The organism is Mycobacterium sp. E3251 (assembly GCF_001666835.1).
In the GTDB taxonomy this organism is placed as follows: Bacteria; Actinomycetota; Actinomycetes; order Mycobacteriales; family Mycobacteriaceae; genus Mycobacterium.
Window position 1 is genome coordinate 30,191 of record NZ_LZJF01000197.1, and the last position, 18,526, is coordinate 48,716.

Here is an 18,526-nt window from a genome sequence, read left to right on the forward strand (position 1 = left end):
ACCCCGGGCGTTAGAGTTCCGCCATGACGAAACGCGCGGCCGCGGCCGTTGCCACGGTGCTGCTCGGCCTGACCGGTTGTGGGGCCACCCGACAGGCATCCAGCCCGCCCGCGCTTTCGGACGCGCCCCCCAACGAGGTGTCGGGCCTCGCGATCCCCGCCGGCCGAATCGACGAGGCGGTCGCCAAGGTCGACGGCCTGGTCGGCGACCTGATGAAGAGCACCGGTGTCCCGGGCATGGCCGTCGCCATCGTTCACGGTGGAAAGGTGCTGTACGCCAAAGGATTCGGCGTCAAGGATGTGGGCAAGGGGGAGGGTCAGGACAACAAGGTGGACGCCGACACCGTTTTCCAGTTGGCCTCGGTGTCCAAGTCGGTCGGCTCGACGGTGGTCGCGCACGAGGTCAGCGACAACGTTGTCGCGTGGGACACCCCGGTGGCATCCAAGCTGCCGTGGTTCACGCTGAGCGATCCCTACGTCACGGGCCACGCCACCGTCGCCGACCTGTACTCGCATCGCTCCGGGCTGCCCGACCACGCCGGTGACAAACTCGAAGACTTGGGCTACGACCGTCGGCAGACCCTGGAACGGCTGAAGTACCTGCCGCTGGCCCCTTTCCGAATCAGCTACGCCTACACCAACTATGGGGTAACCGCAGCGGCCGAGGCGGTGGCCGCCGCGGCGGGCAAGTCCTGGGAGGACCTGTCCAACGAGGTGCTCTACCGCCCCCTGGGGATGACGTCGACCAGTTCGCGGTTCGCCGACTTCGTCGCACGACCCAACCATGCGGTCAACCACATCAAGATCGCCGACAGGTGGGAGGCCCGATTCCAGCGCGACCCCGATCCCCAGTCACCCGCGGGCGGAGTGAGCTCGTCGGTCAACGACATGGCCCGCTGGCTGATGATGTTGCTGGGCAACGGAACTTACAACGGCCAGCGGATCGCCTCGCCCGAAGCCTTGCTGGCCGCCACCAGCCCCCAGACGGTTTCGGCGCCCGCGAAAACGCCCCGGGCGCGCTCCGGGTTCTACGGCTACGGCTTCAACGCGTCGGTCGACTCGTCTGGGCGCACCGAATACAGCCATTCCGGCGCTTTCGATTTGGGGGCGGCGACAAACTTCGTGGTGATGCCCTCGGAGGACTTGGGCATCATCGCGCTGACGAATGGCGCGCCCTACGGCATCCCGGAGACGCTGACCGCCGAATTCATGGATCTCGTGCAGTACGGCCAGATCCGTGAGGATTGGGCAGCTCTGTACAAGAAGGCGATCGGCTGGCTGAACAACCCGGGGGGATCGCTGGTCGGCAAGCAGCCACCGGCCAGCCCCGCGCCGGCCAGGCCGCTCGGCGACTACGCCGGCGTGTATGCCAGCGATTACTGGGGCCCGGCCGTAGTCACCGAACACGACGGCTCGCTGCAGCTGGCGATGGGCCCCAAGAACCGGATGGTCACGCTGACGCACTGGGACGGCGACACCTTCACCTTCGGTTTGACCGACGAAAACGCCCCGCCCGGAACCGTTTCCAAGGCCACATTTTCTGGACGGACCCTAAACCTGGAGTACTACGACGCGGACAAGCTGGGAACGTTCACCCGATGATCGCCGGACTGACCGATGCCGAGGTGGCGCAGCGGGTCGCCGACGGTAAGAGCAACGCGGTCCGCGAACGCGCCACCCGCAGCATCACCGACATCGTGCGGGCCAACGTCTTCACCCGGATCAACGCGATACTGGGGGTGTTGCTGCTGATCGTGCTGGCGACCGGCTCGTTGATCAACGGGATGTTCGGCCTGCTCATCATCGCCAACAGCGTCGTCGGCATGGTCCAGGAGATTCGTGCCAAGCGGACGCTGGATGCCCTGGCCATCGTCGGGCAGGCGAAACCGTTGGTGCGCAGGCAATCCGGTACGCGCACCCTGCTGCCTTCCGAGGTGGTGCTCGACGACATCATCGAACTCGGCCCGGGGGACCAAGTCGTCGTCGACGGCGAGATCGTCGAAGAGGCGAATCTCGAGGTCGACGAGTCGTTGCTGACCGGGGAGGCCGATCCGATGGCCAAGGCAACCGGCGATGCGGTCATGTCGGGCAGCTTCGTCGTGGCGGGCACGGGCGCCTACCGCGCCACCAAGGTCGGGCCGGAGGCCTATGCCGCCAAGCTCGCCGAGGAGGCCAGCAAGTTCACGTTGGTCAAATCCGAACTGCGCAACGGGATTAACCGGATCCTGCAGTTCATCACCTACCTGTTGGTGCCGGCCGGCCTGCTGACGATCTACACCCAGTTTTTCACCACGCACGCGGGCTGGCGGCAGTCCGTGCTCCGTACCGTGGGCGCGCTGGTCCCGATGGTGCCAGAAGGGTTGGTCTTGCTGACGTCGGTCGCGTTCGCCGTCGGGGTGATCCGGCTGGGGCAACGGCGGTGCCTCGTGCAGGAGCTGCCGGCGATCGAGGGACTCGCCCGGGTCGATGTGGTCTGCGCGGACAAGACGGGCACCCTGACCGAGAACGGCATGCGCGTGGCGGGCGTCGAGGAACTCGACGCGGCACAGCGGCACCGGGTCGCGGACGCCCTGGCCGCGTTGGCCGCCGCCGACCCGCGGCCCAATGCCAGCATGCAGGCGATCGCCGAAAGCTACCAGCGCCCGCCCGACTGGATCGCCACGGCCACCGCGCCGTTCAAGTCGGCCACCAAGTGGAGCGGGGTGTCCTTCGGGGATGACGGCAACTGGGTGATCGGGGCGCCGGACGTGCTGCTTGATCCGGAGTCGACGGCGGCCGAGCAGGCCGAGCGGATCGGCGCGCAGGGGTTGCGGGTGCTGCTGGTCGGCACGGGCGACGTCGCCGTCGACCATCCGGACGCGCCGGGCCGGGTCACCCCCGTCGCGCTGGTGGTTCTCGAGCAGCGGGTGCGCCCGGACGCCGCGGACACCCTGGATTATTTTGCCGAGCAAGGTGTTTCGGTCAAAGTCATTTCCGGCGACAACGCGGTGTCGGTCGGTGCCGTCGCCGATAAGCTCGGGCTGCGCGGGGAGACGATGGACGCACGCCGGCTGCCGGCGGAACCCGCGCAATTGGCCGACGCGCTGGACGCCTACACCACCTTCGGCCGGGTGCGGCCCGACCAGAAGCGGGCGATGGTGCACGCCCTGCAATCGCACGGGCATACGGTCGCGATGACCGGCGACGGCGTCAACGACGTCCTGGCGCTCAAGGATGCCGACATCGGCGTCGCCATGGGTTCCGGCAGCCCGGCGTCACGCGCGGTCGCCCAGATCGTGTTGCTGGACAACAGGTTTGCCACCCTGCCGTATGTCGTCGGCGAGGGCAGGCGCGTGATCGGCAACATCGAGCGGGTCGCCAACCTGTTCTTGACCAAGACCGTCTACTCGGTGCTGCTGGCGCTGCTGGTCGGCATCGAATGCCTGCTCTCGAAACCGCTCGACGCCGACCCCCTGCTGTACCCGTTTCAGCCGATCCACGTCACCATCGCGGCGTGGTTCACCATCGGGATCCCGTCGTTCATCCTGTCGCTCGCCCCCAATAACGAACGCGCCTACCCGGGTTTCGTGCGTCGGGTGCTGAGCTCCGCGCTACCCTCCGGGCTCATCGTCGGCACCGCGACTTTCGGGTCCTACCTGGTGGCCTATCACGGCCGGCACGCGACGTTCCAGCAACAGGAGCAGGCGTCTACCGCGGCCCTCATCACGCTGCTGATGACGGCGCTGTGGGTGCTCGCCGTGGTCGCGCGCCCCTACCAGTGGTGGCGGGTAGCGCTGGTGATCGGCTCCGGCCTGGCCTACGTGGTGATCTTCAGCATCCCGCTGGCCCGCCGGGCGTTCCTGCTCGACCCCTCCGATGTCGTGGTGACGTCGACCGCGGTGGGGATCGGCTTGCTGGGCGCCGGCGCCATTGAGGTGATGTGGTGGGTCCGGGCACGGGTGCTGGGCCTGCAGCCGCGGCTGTGGGGCGAGCCACCGGCCAAGTAGGATTTCGGCGGGGAAAGGACGGGTACATGGGATTCCTGGACAAGGCCAAAGACCTGCTGTCGCAGAACGCCGACAAGGTCGGAACCGCGATCGATAAGGCCGGCGAATTCGTCGACGAGAAGACACAGGGCAAGTACTCCGACACCATCCACAAGGTGCAAGAAGAGGCCAAGAAAGCGGCCGAGTCCGCGGCCAAAGGCGACGACCAGAACTGAGCTCATGGCGAAACTCTCCGGATCCATCGACGTCCCGCTGCCACCCGAGGTGGCCTGGAAGCATGCCTCCGACCTGTCCCGGTACAAAGATTGGCTGACAATCCACCGCGTGTGGCGCAGCAAGCTGCCCGATGACATCGACAAGGGCACGGTCGTGGAGTCGATCGTCGAAGTCAAGGGCATGTACAACCGAATCAGGTGGACGGTCGTGCGCTACAAGCCGCCGGAAGGCATGACGCTCAACGGTGACGGCGTCGGCGGCGTCAAGGTCAAGCTGATGGCCAAAGTTCAGCCCGCGGAAGAGGGCTCGATCGTCAGCTTCGACGTCCACCTCGGTGGCCCCGCCCTGTTCGGGCCCATCGGCATGATCGTCGCCGCCGCGCTGCGTGGCGACATCGACATGTCGCTGCAGAACTTCGTCACGGTATTCACCCGCCCCGACCCCGGGATGAACGGCTCCGGCGGTCGTCACTGACCGACGGGCGCCACGCGAGCGTGACGGCGCCGAGGTCGGTCCCACGTCGGCTAATCTCGCTTGCATGACTCGGCGGCTGCGCCCTGGTTGGCTGGTGGCGCTCTTCGCCTTGGTGATTTCGGCCAGCGCCTGGCTGCCGTGGTTGACGACGGCGGTCAACGGCGGGGGCTGGGCAAACGCCATCGGAGGCGCCCACGGAAACTTGGAACTGCCGCGGGGGTTCGGCGCGGGCCAGCTCATCGTCCTGCTGTCCTCCGCGCTGTTGGTGACCGGGGCGATGGTCGGCCGCGGGCTGTCGGTCAGGCTCGCTTCGGTTGGCGCGCTGGTGATTTCGCTGTTGATCGTCGCGCTGACAGCGTGGTACTACAAGCTCAACGTCAATCCGCCGGTATCGGCCCAATACGGCCTGTACGTCGGGGCGGTCGCGGCGGTGTGTGCGGTCATCTGCTCGGTTGCGGCGGTCATCGCGGCGCTGGCTTCCGGTCGGTCCGGCCGCTGAGACCTCAGGGGGGCGAGGGGAACTCGTGCGTTCCCGAGGCCAAGCTGTCGCTCGGCTCGTTGACGCCGAACACGAAGGGCGCGAACACGATTTCGCGACCGTCCGGGTCGCGGTAGGTGACGGCGCCCGTCGCCGCCCAGTACGGATGCTGGTCGACGGGGTCGATCCCCGCCGCTTGCAGGCGGGCGATCGCCGCCTGTTGCGCCTGCTGGTCGGGGAAGTACAGGCACAGCTGTTCGTGGTGGTCCACGGCGACGGCCTCGCCGGATTCCACGATCTCCAGGGTCAGATTCCAACTGGGCAGGCCGAAGATGGCGCCGTTGCTGCCGTAACTGTCACCGAAGGTTTCGAAGAGCGGCAAGCCGACCAGCTCTCGGTAGAACCGCACCGTCTCCTGGAAGTTCGCCGACCGGCGCGCGAAGCGAATGCCGCCGATCGACGCCAGCTGTACCGGCCAGTGCGTGGTGCGGCGAGGATGCTGGGCGGCCATCACAAGCCGACCGTGCTTGCCGCCGACTCGGCGGTATCCCAGCGCCGCAGCTGGTGGCCGGCGGCCCACGTCGAATGGGTACCGCTCGAAATACGCTCCGGCAGTTGGAGTTTGCACACCGGGCCATCGGCGATCCGGGCGGCGTCGAAGACCACGCAATAGGAGGCGTCGGTGTTCATGTCGGTGGTGAGCGTGACCAGGTAACCGTCGTCCTCACCGGTGGCGCCGACCCGTGGCGCCATCGCCGTCTCGCTTCCATAGACGCCGTCGCCGAAGCGGAATTCCTGTTGGTTCCCGGTGCGCAGGTCGTGTTTGACCAGCCCGTCGAACAAGAACCAGCCCGGCTTGCCGGTGGCGGCATAGGCGTAGCGGTAGTCGCCCGCGGCATAGTCCGGGTTGATGGTGCCGAACTCGGTGATGGACTCCGAGAGCCGCTCCTCCCGCACCGCCCCGGTAGTCAGGTTGAAACGCCAACGATGCAGCCGCGACTGCAGGCGATCGAGCGCCAGGAACCGAAACAGCTTGTCCCACTTCGACCCGCCGGTGTCCAGCGGGGAGGGGTCGTCCTCGAAGAAGCCGTCGAGGACGATCTCGTCACCGTCCTCGTAGGCGTTGACGAAGTGCAGCACGAACGTCGGGGCCGCCTCGAACCACCGGATGTCACCGGTCCCCCCGCGGCGGGGGAGGATCGCGAACCGCGATGGGATGTCGGGGTAGAAGCGCGGCAGGTGCACGTCGTGCTCGAGCAGGGCGGGGTCCCAGAACAGTGGAAAGTCGTTGAGAATCACGTAGTTTTCGGTGAACGCCATATCGTGCGGCAGTCGCGGCCCTGGCAGGGGGATGTCCATGTAGTGGACCAGCTCGCTGTTCTCGTCGACCACGCCGTAGCGCATGTACGGCTCCCGCTTGCTGTAGTTGAAGAACAGCAGTTCACCGGTTTTGCCGTCCACCTTCGGGTGCGCGGACACACCCCAATCGGTCGGGAAGCGGCCGTTCCAGCTTTCCTTGCCCAGCGTCTCGCCCGAGTATGGATTGACCCGGTAGACGTCGCCGCATTGGTAGAAGCTGGTCAGTGCGACGCCCCGGTGCACGATGACGTCGGTGCTCGACGCGTCCTTCATCCGGGTGCGGGCCCCCCACCCCTGCTCGCGCCTGGCCAATTGCACCGGCTCGGCCAGCCCCGGCCACAGCGGGCCACCGGCTTCGTTCTCGGCCAGGAAGCCGTCGGTGCGGACAAAGCGGTTGCGGTAGAAGGCCTTTCCGTCGCGGAAGCCGACCATGTGCAGCATGCCGTCGCCGTCGAACGGGTGATAAGTCTTCAGCGCCGGGTGCAGCGGATTCTCGGTGTTACGCAGGTAGATGCCGTCGAGGTCGCGCGGGATTTCCCCTTCCACGGCGGTGAGGTCGTCGGCGTCCCACTCGGTGGTCTGGGGACGCCACGGCCCGGTCCGGTACGGGTGGTCGTCGTCCTCGGGCAGCGTGGACAGGAACTTGCCGACGATCTCAACGTCCATGTCACACGCTTTCTGCTGTCCTGACAATGAAACTGACCGTGGTGGCGGTGCTGCCGCCGAAGTTGAGGGTGCCGAACGTTTTCGCGCCCTCGACCTGATACTCCCCGGCCGCGCCGCTGACCTGCTTGGCCGCGTCGAGCAGCATGCGCACGCCGGAAGCCCCGACAGGATGACCGCCGCCGATCAGCCCGCCGCTGGGGTTGATCGGCAGCCGGCCGCCGATCTCGATCTCGCCGTTTTCGATGGCCTTCCATGACTCACCGGGGCCGGTCAGCCCGATGTGGTCGATGGCCAGATATTCGCTGGGGGTGAAGCAGTCGTGCACCTCGTACCCGTCGACGTGGTCCAGGGTCAGGCGGGCGCGGGCCAGCGCGTCGTGCACCGCGGCCCGCACGTGCGGAAGGACGTAGGGATCGTCAGCGGCCCGGTCCAGCTTCTGCCGCAGACCCAGCCCCACCGTCCGGTGCCCCCAGCCCTCGATGCGCCCGATCGGGCGCGCATCAGGATGGTCGCGCAGATAGGCGTCGCCGACCAAAACCAATCCCGCGGCGCCGTCGGTCATTTGGCTGCAGTCGAAGCGCCGCAACCGGCCCTCGGTGATCGGGTTGCTGGCGTCGTCGTCCGTGATGGGATCGGGGACCGTCCATGCACGTGTCTGGGCGTTGGGGTTACGCCGCGCGTTGGCGAAGTTCAGCTGCGCGATCGCCCGCAGGTGTGCGTCGTCCAAGCCGTAGCGCCGGTCGTACTCGTCGGCGACTTGGGCGAACATCGACGGCCACAGGTAACGCGCGTCGGCGCCCTCGTGACCCGTCCACGCGGCCGCACCCAGGTGCTGGGCCGCGGTGTCGCCGGGCACCGTCTTCTCGAGCTCAACCCCCACCACCAGCGCGGTGTCGTACGCGCCCGACCGCAGGTCGGCGATCGCCGACAGCGTCGCGATGCTGCCGGACGCGCACGCCGCCTCGTGCCGGGAGGCGGGAATGTCCCAGAGTTCGGCGCAGACCGTGGCCGGCATCGCCCCGAGGTGACCCTGGCCGGCGAACATCTCCCCGAAGGCGTTCGCGACATGGACCACTTGGATGTCGGCTGGGTCCACCCTGGCCGAGGCGAGCGTGCCCTGGACGACCTCCGCGGTCAGGTCGGCGAAGTCGCGGCCTTCCTTGGTGAGGTTGCGGGCGAAATCGGTTTGCCAACCGCCCAGGATCCACACACCCGCCGAGTCATCCATACGCCGCACGGTACTCCTGGAAAACCTCATCGTTCAGGCGTATCGCAGGCGGTCGCGGTCGAGAAGGTGCCCGAAATGGGGCGGCCCCGTCGGCTCTCGGGCTGAACCGACGGGACCTAGGCGTACGCGAAGGCCGGCCGACGCGTTCGCCTCTTATGGAACATTGCCCCGTACGGCGGCAGACAAACATGCGGACTCAACCTGATGCCGTGCGCGGCGAAACCATTTTGAACGCTTCGGGTTTGTCGCGGGCGGCTCGCATCCGGGTTGGGACCGTGCCCGGCACCGCGAATCGGGCGCGCGCGGATATGCCCGTCTCGGTTGACTGACGGCCGGGGAGGGGTGGGTGAGCTTGTCGCTGCGAGGCGGACGCCACCGGCGAGGAGAAGGGCCGCGCCGGGCCTGGCGAGGGAGCGGGTGAGGGGGGCGATGGCTGCCCGCCGGGCGGTGTTTCGACACGGTCACGGATCCGTACCTATCGACGCATCACTAGTCACAACAGTCGCGCTAATCACTATCGTCACATGAGCCAACTACGGACGTCAATGCGGTGTCCCCGCAGCTCGAAAGGTGTTACATGTCGGCGATTCTTCGAAGTGTGTCGCTATCGATGGCGTCGGCGGCCGCTGTCGGACTCGTCTACGTGGTCGGCCCGGCGCCGACGGCCAATGCCACCCCGTGCGGGGCACCCGAAGCGAATGTGGAACCACCGGCCGCGCAGCCGGCCGTGCCCGCACCCCAGCCCGTCGTCCAACCACCCACCGGGCGCAGGCCCACCCACACGAACGACCAGGCGCCCCTGCCCAGGCTGGGACCGCTGATCTCCTCATTCCTCAAGCCGACCGCCCCTCGACAGGCCGCGCCGATGCGACCGCAAGCGGAGGTCCTTCCGCCCGGCCCGAATCCTCCCGTCCCCGGTCTGCCACAACCGCCCAACGCCGGCCAGTTGCAGCCCAACGCGGCCCCGGTCCCGCCGCCGCAGCCGCCGGCGGAGGCGCCGCCCGTCTCGATTGCCGGGGCGCCCACATCGCTCGTCGACTGGGTGACCGGACCCGACGGCCCGAACAAGACTCTGCAGCGTTTCAGCATTTCCGGCACCGACCTCGGTATCGCTTGGGACAACGGGGATCCGGTGAACCGTCAGGTGCTGATGGCCTTCGGCGACACCTTCGGTTACTGCAAGGTCAAGGGTCAACAGTGGCGCTACAACACGCTGTTCCGCAGCTCGGACCGGGATCTGTCGCATGGAATCCACATCGCGGAGGGCGTCCCCAACGACCGGTACTCCGGTTCACCGGTGTGGGCGCCGAGCCTGTCCAAGCAGGTCGTCAACACCATCCATAAGGCCGCCCACGAGACGGGGATCATTCCGACCGCCGGCATCTCGATCGGCAGGACGCAGTACATGAGCTACATGTCGATCCGGCAGTGGGGCCGAGACGGCGAATGGAGCACGAACTACTCGGCGATCGCACGGTCCAACGACAACGGCCAGAACTGGGGCATTTTCCCCACCTCGATCCGCACGGCCTCCGCGGACGCCATTCCGGGAGCCGGGTTCACCCCTGGTAACGAAAACTTCCAAATGGGTGCCTTCATGAAGGGCAACGACGGCTACCTGTACCAATTCGGGACCCCGTCGGGGCGCGGCGGTGCGGCGTTCCTGTCGCGGGTGCCGCCGGGTCAGTTGCCCGACCTCACCAAGTACCAGTACTGGAACGGCGACAACGGCGGCCGCTGGGTGCCCAACAACCCGGGCGCGGCGACGCCGATCTTCCCCGGCCCGGTGGGCGAAATGTCGGCGCAATACAACAGCTATCTCAAGCAATACCTGGTGCTCTACACCAACGGCGGCAGCAACGACGTGGTGGCACGCACCGCGCCGGCACCGCAGGGGCCGTGGAGCCCTGAGCAGCCGCTCGTGTCGTCCTTCTCGATGCCCGGCGGCATCTATGCGCCGATGATTCACCCCTGGTCGTCGGGGCGGGACCTGTACTTCAACCTGTCGCTGTGGTCGGCATACGACGTAATGCTGATGCACACCGTCTTGCCCTAATCGTGATCGTGTCGCACCCCGAATAGTCGGTAAAGCAGGCGCACCCTGAATGAAGCGGGGGCCTAGCGAGAGAGGAGATCGAGGATGATCACTTTCGAGAACCCGGCCACGTCGACCGCCGGGAAGCCGCGGCGGCCAGACATCGAGGTGCGCATCGAGGGCGTGCGCCGCCGCGACGGCGCGGTCCGGCTCGGCATCATGCTCGACGGGCGGATGGCGACATAGCCCAGTGCGTCGGCGCCGGCCGCGACGGCCGGGGCAGTATGTACGCGTGAGTTGGGCGAAGCGTGAAGCAAAGGCGCTCGCGGACATGACACTGACGGGCGAAGCGTTGCTTGCTGAGCTCGAAGACTATATCCGCGTGCACAATCCGCTTTTGACGGATGTTCGGCTGGAGCGGGCAACCGCCACCGAGGAGTACGACACAGCCGCCCAACCGCCTCGACGCTGGTACGACGTTACCTACCTGGCTGACGACGGCGAGGGTTACGGGATCAAGCCTTAGGCGTTTGGCTACGCGGTCGAGCCACTTACGTATCAGCGTCCGCTCAGCGGACCGAGAATCGCCAGCGCGCCGTGGTCAGCCCGAAGGCGGAGCGCGGCCGCGCGCGCACTTCCGTCTGCAGACTGGCGCCGGCACACCGGCAGCGGCCGCTACGGCCGGGGTGGTCAGTGTGCTCGGACCGTCCTGGGTAAGGAGTTCAGCCGCGACACCGACGATGTGGCCTCGGATCTGCTCGTGATGGGTGCGCGCGCTTCCGCCGGCTGCCAAGGCGAAGCAGGACGTCGCGCCACCGCAGAACAGGCACAGTCGCGGAAGACCGGCGTAACGTTTACGGATAACAGATAAATATTTTGCTTATTAGCTCTGGACGCCGCGGCGACGTTCTGGGTAGCCTACTTTCATGCGGGGCAGGCTCGGGTCGTTCACTGGCTAGGTTTCAGATGGTCAACAGCACGCTGGCGACGACGGCCGACGAGTCCGAATAGCTGTTATTGCAACCTGTTTAGGAGATTCGAGAGTGCTCGAGCGCTCCATCGACACCATTGAATTCGAGGGTGCGACTGCGGCCATGGCGGTCCCTCGCCACACCACCAGCGCCGCTGAGTGCCGTCCCCTGCCACCTCTCGGTTCATGAGGACTTGGACATGCGGTATCGAGCCCTATCCCTTTCGACCGCGGTGGCTTTCGCCACCGGAGTCCTCGTGGGACCTCCCATCGCGAATGCGGATGGGGACAACAACACGCTGATACCGAACAATAAGCGACTTAATGACAGTGTTGTCGCCAACGTCTACACGGTTCAGCACCAGTCGGGGTGCAAAAACGACGTCAGGATCAACCCGCAACTGCAACTCGCCGCGCAGCGGCACACCGAGGACGTGCTGAACAACCGGGCCCTCGATGGGGACATTGGCTCAGACGGTTCCACCCCGCAAGATCGGGCTAATCGGGCCGGGTTCAATGGTCCGGTGGCAGAGACGGTTGCGATCAACCAGTCCATCGCCATCAGCGGCAACGACTTGATCAACCGGTGGTACCACGACCCCGAGAACCTCAATATCATGTCGAATTGCGCCAACAGCCAAATGGGAGTCTGGTCTTTGAATAGTCCGGATCGCACTGTGGTCGTGGCGGTCTACGGCCAGCCTCAAGGGAGTGGGGGAAAACCGCCTCCGAGCACCGAAGGGCAGAACATTCCACTAGATCCCAGCCCCGACTATGACGCCAGCGACGAACTCGAGTTTGGTATCAGATGGCTGCCATGGATCTTGAGGGGCGTGTACCCGCCGCCGGCGCAGCCACCCGAATAAAGCTCGACTCGGATCTCATCGGTGGTGCCGAACCGTTGAGTGCGTCGGAACATTCAGGCTGGTGACCCGGCGACCACGGCACTTACGGTGCGCTCGCGCGCGGCGGCTTTAGCGTGAAGCAGTGCACTGCGACGCAGTCGGAATGCGAAAAGTAGATAGATGTATTACTCTTTACTTCTGATGAGTCGGCGGAATCGCTCGGCCGGAGCGGTCACTATCACGGCCCTCGCGATGGGCTGGGCTGCCGCTGTGGCTGTCACCCCAGCGCGAGCTGACTCAGTGGCGTATTTGTTGAACGTAACGGTTCGACCGGGGTACAACTTCGCCAGTGCCGACCAGGCTATCGCCTATGGCCAGGGGATCTGCGCCAAGATCGCCAGAGGCGACAGCTATGCCAGCATCGCCCGAGACGTCAAGGCGGACTTCAACAAATCTGACGAATACCAGGCGACATACCTGATAAGTCAGGCCGCGCAGGAGCTATGCCCCAACCTGATCTGGCAGCTGCGTAAGTCTGCGGCAAACTACATTCCGCCACCGCCGTGAATGCCAAACTCACTTCACTGCCGGGCGGTCACCAGGCCTGGCTTGAAAGCCGCCGACCGCGAATCGTAAGTCGAGTCGGTCTGGGGAGAAGCTCGATCGTTGATCGTTAGTGGTGCTGCTCCGCCGGACAACGTTCCGGGTGCCGTTGCGTTCTATGACGACGCGCATGCGACGACGCCAACCGCGATTAGAAGGGCTGCTGACACGTTGCTAAACCGCTTCTGCATCAGCTCACCCCGCTCGTTGGGTTCTTAAGCGTTGCCCTATGCCACATGGGAACCAAGGTGACCCGGCCATAATCCGCCGTAGGCACTGTGTGAAAGCGGCAGGGTCCGGGTGTTTTTCGTAACCTCGACCCCACCAGAGCATCCCGAACGCAAACATCGCGCCACCCGTTCGTCGTCGAACGCCTGCACCTCCGCCGGGATGCGTTGTCCCGAAACGATCTTCGGCCGGGTACGAGTTGCGGTAGCCGCATTGATCGCCTAGGCCGGCCGAGCAGCGCGTTCCGGGACTGCATAGAAAGACTGCAACCGAAGCGATTTGGGCTGAAGATTGCCATTACGTCCGATTTCGGTCGGCGTGGCGCGGTTCGGGCGGCTTTGGAGCTGTCCAAGTGCCCTCTCGAAGGGCGTCTGTCACACCGCGCGTCGGCCTACAGACGAGGCATTAGTGAGGCGACTAGCAGGTTGCGCAGAACGCCGTCATCACCGCCGTCTTCCGGCTGGGCGGGTTCAGTGACAAGGCTGAAGGTCACCCGGACAATCCAGCGCGCGAGAGTGTCGGGGGACAGATCCTGACGAATCTCGCCCGCGGCGGCCGCCGTCTCGAGCCGCCGCACAAGGGCATCGGCAAGCCTTGCTCGCCATAGCTCCGAGCCCTCTGCGGCGCGATAGGCAGCGCCTAGGCCTTCATGGTCGTCGACGAGCGAGCGCATCACTGCCGAGTTGCGAGCGACGTGAGTGCCGCGGAGGCATGCCGCGACTAGCTGAGCAAGAAACGGTTCGTCAGTCTGCCAGCACTCTTCGACCCCATTTAGGGTAGACGTCAGCACCCGTAGGAAGGACGCAGCCAAGAGCGCGTCTTTGGTCGGGAAGTAGTAGTACACGGTCGACCGATGCACGCCAGCGCGACGGGCAACGTCACCCATCCGGGTGCGCGTCGGCCCTCTGTCCTCATAGCACGCATCGGCTGCGGCGAGCAGCCGTTCGCGGGCCTCCTCGTCTGCTTGCGAGTCTGAGGCACGCGAATTCCCATGTCGATCACTCGGCTGATCGGTCACCACTGCACCCTAAAGCCTTCGGGCAGAGCATTGATGCAGCTCATGGTCGGCATCCGCCTGGCACGCCGGCAATGGGCGTCGGGACACTTAGCAGCGACGTTTCCCGCGTATAGCTAACCGTTAGCAACGATCGAGTCGCGAGTGGCACGTGTTGCGTACAGCACTTGACAGTTCGATTGGTGAATCGACCGCAAAGCGCCCGAAAGCCGCTAAAGAGCTAATCCGATATATAGATATATGTTTTGCTGAACTGGCCTTGGCTGGCAAGTTTCTCTGTTTAGCGGACTGGGTTGTGCCTCAGTGCACTAAAGCGGCGGTCCGCGACCAGGCCGGCGATGGGTTGCGTTACTTTGGCCGACTGTTTCGAAGCAATGTTGAAAATTGCTGCAACATAATCCGAAGCGCCATCTGAGCCCCAAGCGATTGGGGAGCGTCTACCGCCGTGAAGTTCTTAGCGATGTCGGCGGGTATAAGCCCTGGTCACGGACTGTCTATGCGCCAGCACCAGCTGGGCACTTCTTGAGTGACTCCCAGAGTTGTGACCGGGCGAGCGGTCCGGGTGGGCACCGACACCGCTCAGGATGAAGTTGTTTGCGATGCCCTCCGCGGTTAACGCATCGAGATGAATATGTGCAAGATTATATCGTCATTGTATTGCGCTCATCCGCAGCGGGTGCGCGATAAATAATCCAAACACGCCCCGATTAATTACGTCGTATATATTGCTGGCGGATGAGTAGGTGGAGCTGTCGGCGCAGCATCCTCCGAAGCCATTTCGACCGTCACAGAATTACTTTTTCATTTCGTATTTTCATTTACATAATCTCTGATATGGCAAATAAGCTATCCACGTGGAACCGGGCCGGGGAGCGGGCATCGGACGGGCCGAGCCCCGGAGGAGCTGACCCCATCAATCAAGAGACACGCGGATGAATATGCTGTTCAGAGCCCTAGATGACTAGAAAGCCAGTCAAGACATCCAAGCGAGCGGACTTGCCTGGCCGGGTGGCAGTGCGACATTTAGTACGAAATTGTCGGATACAGCCAGCAAATGCAACCGCTCGGACGATTCTCGCTCGCAGTACTCATCCAAATCGAGCGCGCCAGTGTTGCCCTTTCTTACTAAGATGGTGTAGCGTCCCGCTGTGCTGTAGGCCACATCATTACGGCGGCGGGGTTACCTTTCCGTCGTGGGGAGGATTCATACGGTCTAATGTTGTCTGCGACTAGACATTGGCGACCACGCTAGTGGTAGCGGTAGATACCGAGCCGATTGCCGCCGCGTCCAGTGCGGCCCGCATATTGGCGTCCCTTGAGACCGGGCGGGGGGCCAGCGCCGCCAAGCCGCTGCGCGAGGTTGGCAGCTTCTTTGCGCTCTCGCTCGACACGCTGGTCCAGATGTTCCGTCCACCGCTTGCCTGGCGCGAGTTCATCCACCAGGCGTGGTTCGTCGCTCGGGTGTCGATGCTGCCGGCCGTCTTCCTGTCGATCCCGTTCAATGCTCTCGCGATTTTCATCATCAACATCCTGCTTGTTGAGATCGGAGCTGCTGACGCCTCCGGAGCTGGCTCTGCCTTGGCCGCTGTCGTGTACATCGGCCCCATAGCGGCAGTGCTGGTAGTCGCTGGGACCAGTGCGACCGCAATGTGTGCCGACCTGGGCGCCCGAACCATCCGCGAAGAAGTCGACGCCATGCGTGTCATGGGTATCAACCCGGTCCAGCGACTGCTGGTGCCTCGCGTCCTGGCGATCGGACTGAACGGGTTCCTCGTCAACTCCATCATCACCGTCGTCGGTTTGATTGCCAGCTACCTGTTCTCGGTCTACCTACAGCACGTCAATCCCGGCTCCTATGCGGCGAGCCTGACGTTGCTCGTCGGACTGACTGACCTAGTCATAGCGTTCGCCAAGGCGACGTTGTTCGGCTTCATCGCGGGTTTGATCGCCTGCTACAAGGGGATCACGGTCGGTGGGGGGCCCCAAGGTGTCGGCAACGCCGTCAACGAGACGGTGGTCTATACGTTCCTGGCGCTCTTTGTCATCAATGTGGCGCTGACCGCGATTACGAACAAGGCGACGATGTGAGCGCCGCCCCAGCGGCGCACCGGCTGCCGAATCTGACGAGCACGCTGGGCCGACTCGTTGACGGCTGGAACCGCCTCGGAAGCCAGACCGCGTTCTACGTCCGAGCCCTTGGTTTTCTGTGGGAAGCGTTGAGCCGCTACAGAATAGAGACGCTGCGGCTGATCGCAAACATGAGCCTGGGTGTCGGCGCCCTCGCCATGATCGGCGGCACCGTAGTCATCGTCACGACTTTGACGATGTCTACCGGTGGACTCGTTGGTATCCAGCTCTTCCGATCGTTGTCCGACGTTGGCGTGCAGGCGTTGAGCGGATTCGCCTCCGCTTACATCAACACACGGCTGGCCTCGCCTCTGATCGCCGATGTCGGCCTGGCGGCCACCATCGGCGCGGGCGCTACGGCACAGTTGGGCGCCATGCGAATCAACGAGGAAGTCGACGCGCTCGAGGTGATGGGCATCCACTCGATTTCTTATTTGGTCTCCACCCGGGTGGTAGCCGGTGTGCTGGTGGTGATCCCGCTGTGGTGCATGGCGACGTTGTCCGGATATCTGGCCACCCGCAGCTTGATCATTTTCGTCTACGGGCAGTCACCGGGCGTGTTCGATCACTACTTCCGTACTTATCTGCAGCCCACCGACTTGATCTGGTCCCTACTACAAGTTATTGCCGCGGGCAGCGTAATCATGTTGGTGCACACGTATTACGGCTTCCACGCGTCGGGCGGGCCGGCGGGCGTCGGTGAGGCGGTCGGTCGCGCCGTGCGCACCTCGCTGACCGTTGCGGTCGCGGTGACGTTGGCGGTGGCATTGGCCGCCTATGGAGTGTCCGGCAACTTCCACCTGTCTGGGTAGCAGCTATGACGACCATGCGCCGAACGCGACGAGAGGCCGGGCTGCCGCCGGCGCTGTGGACCTTCATCCTGTTCGCCTTCATCATTGGATTGGTTGTACTAACGACGGCCGCGTTCAACAGAGACCTCAGACCGTACGCCCGCGTGACCGTGACATCTGATCGTGCGGGCTTGGTCATGGAACCCGGCGCGAAGGTGAAGTTGCGCGGTGTGCAGGTCGGCCGGGTCTCGGCGGTTCAGCCCGGCAACCCTGTGAAACTCCAACTGGAGCTGTATCCCGAACAGCTGCAATACATTCCTGCCAACATCGGCGCGAAAATCACCGCCACTACCGCGTTTGGTGCCAAATACGTCGACCTACTTACCCCAAACACCCCGAGTCCAAAACGGCTAACGGCAGGGTCCGTTGTGCCCTCGAGCGACGTCAGCGTCGAGACAAACACGGTATTTCAGAACCTCGTGTCGGTGCTGAACCAGGTCGACGTGCCCAAACTCAACGCAGTGCTCACGGCCCTAGCCGATGGATTTCGCGGCAAAGGGCCTGTCGTCGGTGAGGCCATCACCGACCTCAACGAGGTGCTGCTAGCGGTCAATCCCCGCAGCGAGACGATCCGAGCCGACTTCGGCGCCCTGAAGGGATTCAGCGACACCTACAGCGCGGCAGCGCAAAACATTGTGTCCGTGTTGAATTCGGTCAGCACCACGAGCACCGCCATCACCGATGATGCCAAGCAACTTGACGCGCTGCTGCTCAACGTCAGCGGGCTTTCCCGCGCCGGCATCAACCTGATCGGCCCGAATAGGGACAACCTCGTACACGGTGTCAACTTGTTGGAATCCACCACCCGCCTGTTGATGAAGTACAACCCCGAACTCACCTGCACGATCGTCGGCGGGAAGAATGTGCTCGACGATTTCCTGCCCATTGCCGGTGGCCACACCGGCTATTCGGTCGTCCTCGACGTCGCGTTGTTGCTCGGCGACGATACCTACCAGTTCCCTGACAACCTGCCGATCAACGGCGCCAAAGGTGGGCCCGGCGGTCAGCCAGGGTGTGGATCGTTACCTGACGTCTATAAGAACTGGCCGCAGCGCTACCTGGTCACGAATACCGGGTGGGGCAGCGGGATGGATCTGCGGCCCAACCCCGGTATCGGTTTCCCCGGATACGTCGACTACTTCCCCGTCACGCGCGGGATACCCCGACCGCCGAGCATTCGGCATCCCGGCGGACCGGCGCCCGGCCCCATCCCTTATCCGGGGGCGCCTCCGTACGGGGCGCCGCAATACGCGCCCGATGGAACCCCGTTGTACCCCGGCTTGCCGCCGGCACCACCGCCAGGAAGGCCGCGCGAACCCGGTCCACCGCCTGCAGGGACCGAGCCCTTTGTGCCTCCGGCACCAGGGGGGACGCAGCCGACATGCGGAGTCGTCACCCAAGAGTGCGCGCCGCTGCCCCCACCGCCCTACACCCCAGCGCCTTAAG

At 64.7% G+C, this 18,526-nt stretch carries 17 protein-coding genes; 13 read left to right on the forward strand and 4 right to left on the reverse strand.

Annotated features, from left to right (window positions below):
* Positions 1–23: 23 nt before the first annotated feature.
* The 5 genes from A5697_RS25225 (at position 24) to A5697_RS25245 (ending at position 5,174) form a co-directional block, all read left to right on the forward strand.
* The gene (locus tag A5697_RS25225) at positions 24–1,601 is read left to right on the forward strand and encodes a serine hydrolase (protein WP_067951482.1); all 1,578 of its coding nucleotides are present in this window, start codon (positions 24–26) and stop codon (positions 1,599–1,601) included.
* On the forward strand, positions 1,598–3,985 hold the full coding sequence (locus tag A5697_RS25230; RefSeq protein WP_068012448.1) for a cation-translocating P-type ATPase: 2,388 nt from the start codon (positions 1,598–1,600) through the stop codon (positions 3,983–3,985). Before A5697_RS25225 ends, A5697_RS25230 begins: the two co-directional genes overlap by 4 nt.
* 26 nt (positions 3,986–4,011) lie before the next feature.
* On the forward strand, positions 4,012–4,200 hold the full coding sequence (locus tag A5697_RS25235) for an antitoxin (RefSeq protein WP_067951478.1): 189 nt from the start codon (positions 4,012–4,014) through the stop codon (positions 4,198–4,200).
* 4 nt (positions 4,201–4,204) lie between these two features.
* On the forward strand, positions 4,205–4,675 hold the full coding sequence (locus tag A5697_RS25240; RefSeq protein WP_068012450.1) for an SRPBCC family protein: 471 nt from the start codon (positions 4,205–4,207) through the stop codon (positions 4,673–4,675).
* A 64-nt stretch (positions 4,676–4,739) separates the two neighbouring features.
* On the forward strand, positions 4,740–5,174 hold the full coding sequence (locus A5697_RS25245) for a hypothetical protein (RefSeq protein WP_067951474.1): 435 nt from the start codon (positions 4,740–4,742) through the stop codon (positions 5,172–5,174).
* Positions 5,175–5,178: 4 nt separating this feature from the next.
* Here A5697_RS25245 and A5697_RS25250 read toward each other — a convergent pair whose 3' ends face one another.
* From A5697_RS25250 to A5697_RS25260, 3 genes are read right to left on the reverse strand one after another with little or no spacing between them, the layout of a single operon-like run.
* The gene (locus A5697_RS25250) at positions 5,179–5,664 is read right to left on the reverse strand and encodes a VOC family protein (protein ID WP_068012452.1); all 486 of its coding nucleotides are present in this window, start codon (positions 5,662–5,664) and stop codon (positions 5,179–5,181) included.
* The gene (locus tag A5697_RS25255) at positions 5,664–7,178 is read right to left on the reverse strand and encodes a carotenoid oxygenase family protein (protein WP_068012454.1); all 1,515 of its coding nucleotides are present in this window, start codon (positions 7,176–7,178) and stop codon (positions 5,664–5,666) included. Before A5697_RS25255 ends, A5697_RS25250 begins: the two co-directional genes overlap by 1 nt.
* 1 nt (position 7,179) lies before the next feature.
* Entirely contained in the window at positions 7,180–8,406 is a 1,227-nt protein-coding gene (locus tag A5697_RS25260) for an acetyl-CoA acetyltransferase (protein WP_068012456.1), read from the reverse strand.
* Positions 8,407–8,983: 577 nt separating this feature from the next.
* Between A5697_RS25260 and A5697_RS25265 the strand changes: the two genes are divergently transcribed.
* The 5 genes from A5697_RS25265 (at position 8,984) to A5697_RS25280 (ending at position 12,823) form a co-directional block, all read left to right on the forward strand.
* A complete protein-coding gene (locus A5697_RS25265; protein WP_068012457.1) occupies positions 8,984–10,462 on the forward strand; it encodes a DUF4185 domain-containing protein in 1,479 nt (492 codons plus the stop codon).
* 84 nt (positions 10,463–10,546) lie between these two features.
* On the forward strand, positions 10,547–10,687 hold the full coding sequence (locus tag A5697_RS27905) for a hypothetical protein (protein ID WP_156673444.1): 141 nt from the start codon (positions 10,547–10,549) through the stop codon (positions 10,685–10,687).
* Positions 10,688–10,733: 46 nt separating this feature from the next.
* Positions 10,734–10,967 (forward strand): hypothetical protein, encoded by a 234-nt coding sequence (locus tag A5697_RS25270; RefSeq protein ID WP_068012459.1) that lies wholly within the window; start codon positions 10,734–10,736, stop codon positions 10,965–10,967.
* 644 nt (positions 10,968–11,611) lie between these two features.
* Positions 11,612–12,277, forward strand: coding sequence for a CAP domain-containing protein (locus A5697_RS25275; RefSeq protein ID WP_068012462.1), 666 nt, complete (start codon positions 11,612–11,614; stop codon positions 12,275–12,277).
* 159 nt (positions 12,278–12,436) lie between these two features.
* Positions 12,437–12,823, forward strand: a complete 387-nt coding sequence (locus A5697_RS25280) for a DUF732 domain-containing protein (RefSeq protein ID WP_156673446.1) — start codon at positions 12,437–12,439, stop codon at positions 12,821–12,823.
* Between the two features lie 655 nt (positions 12,824–13,478).
* Here A5697_RS25280 and A5697_RS25285 read toward each other — a convergent pair.
* On the reverse strand, positions 13,479–14,105 hold the full coding sequence (locus tag A5697_RS25285) for a TetR/AcrR family transcriptional regulator (RefSeq protein WP_068012543.1): 627 nt from the start codon (positions 14,103–14,105) through the stop codon (positions 13,479–13,481).
* A 1,299-nt stretch (positions 14,106–15,404) separates the two neighbouring features.
* Here A5697_RS25285 and A5697_RS25290 point away from each other — a divergent pair.
* Genes A5697_RS25290 through A5697_RS25300 form a run of 3 tightly spaced genes read left to right on the forward strand, consistent with a single transcriptional unit; the run spans position 15,405 to position 18,525 of the window.
* The gene (locus A5697_RS25290) at positions 15,405–16,190 is read left to right on the forward strand and encodes an ABC transporter permease (protein WP_068012544.1); all 786 of its coding nucleotides are present in this window, start codon (positions 15,405–15,407) and stop codon (positions 16,188–16,190) included.
* Positions 16,187–17,041 carry an ABC transporter permease gene (locus A5697_RS25295; RefSeq protein WP_068012464.1) on the forward strand — a complete coding sequence of 285 codons (855 nt, stop codon included), beginning with the start codon at positions 16,187–16,189 and terminating at the stop codon, positions 17,039–17,041. Before A5697_RS25290 ends, A5697_RS25295 begins: the two co-directional genes overlap by 4 nt.
* Positions 17,042–17,055: 14 nt before the next feature.
* Positions 17,056–18,525 (forward strand): MCE family protein, encoded by a 1,470-nt coding sequence (locus A5697_RS25300; protein WP_068012546.1) that lies wholly within the window; start codon positions 17,056–17,058, stop codon positions 18,523–18,525.
* Position 18,526 lies beyond the last annotated feature (1 nt).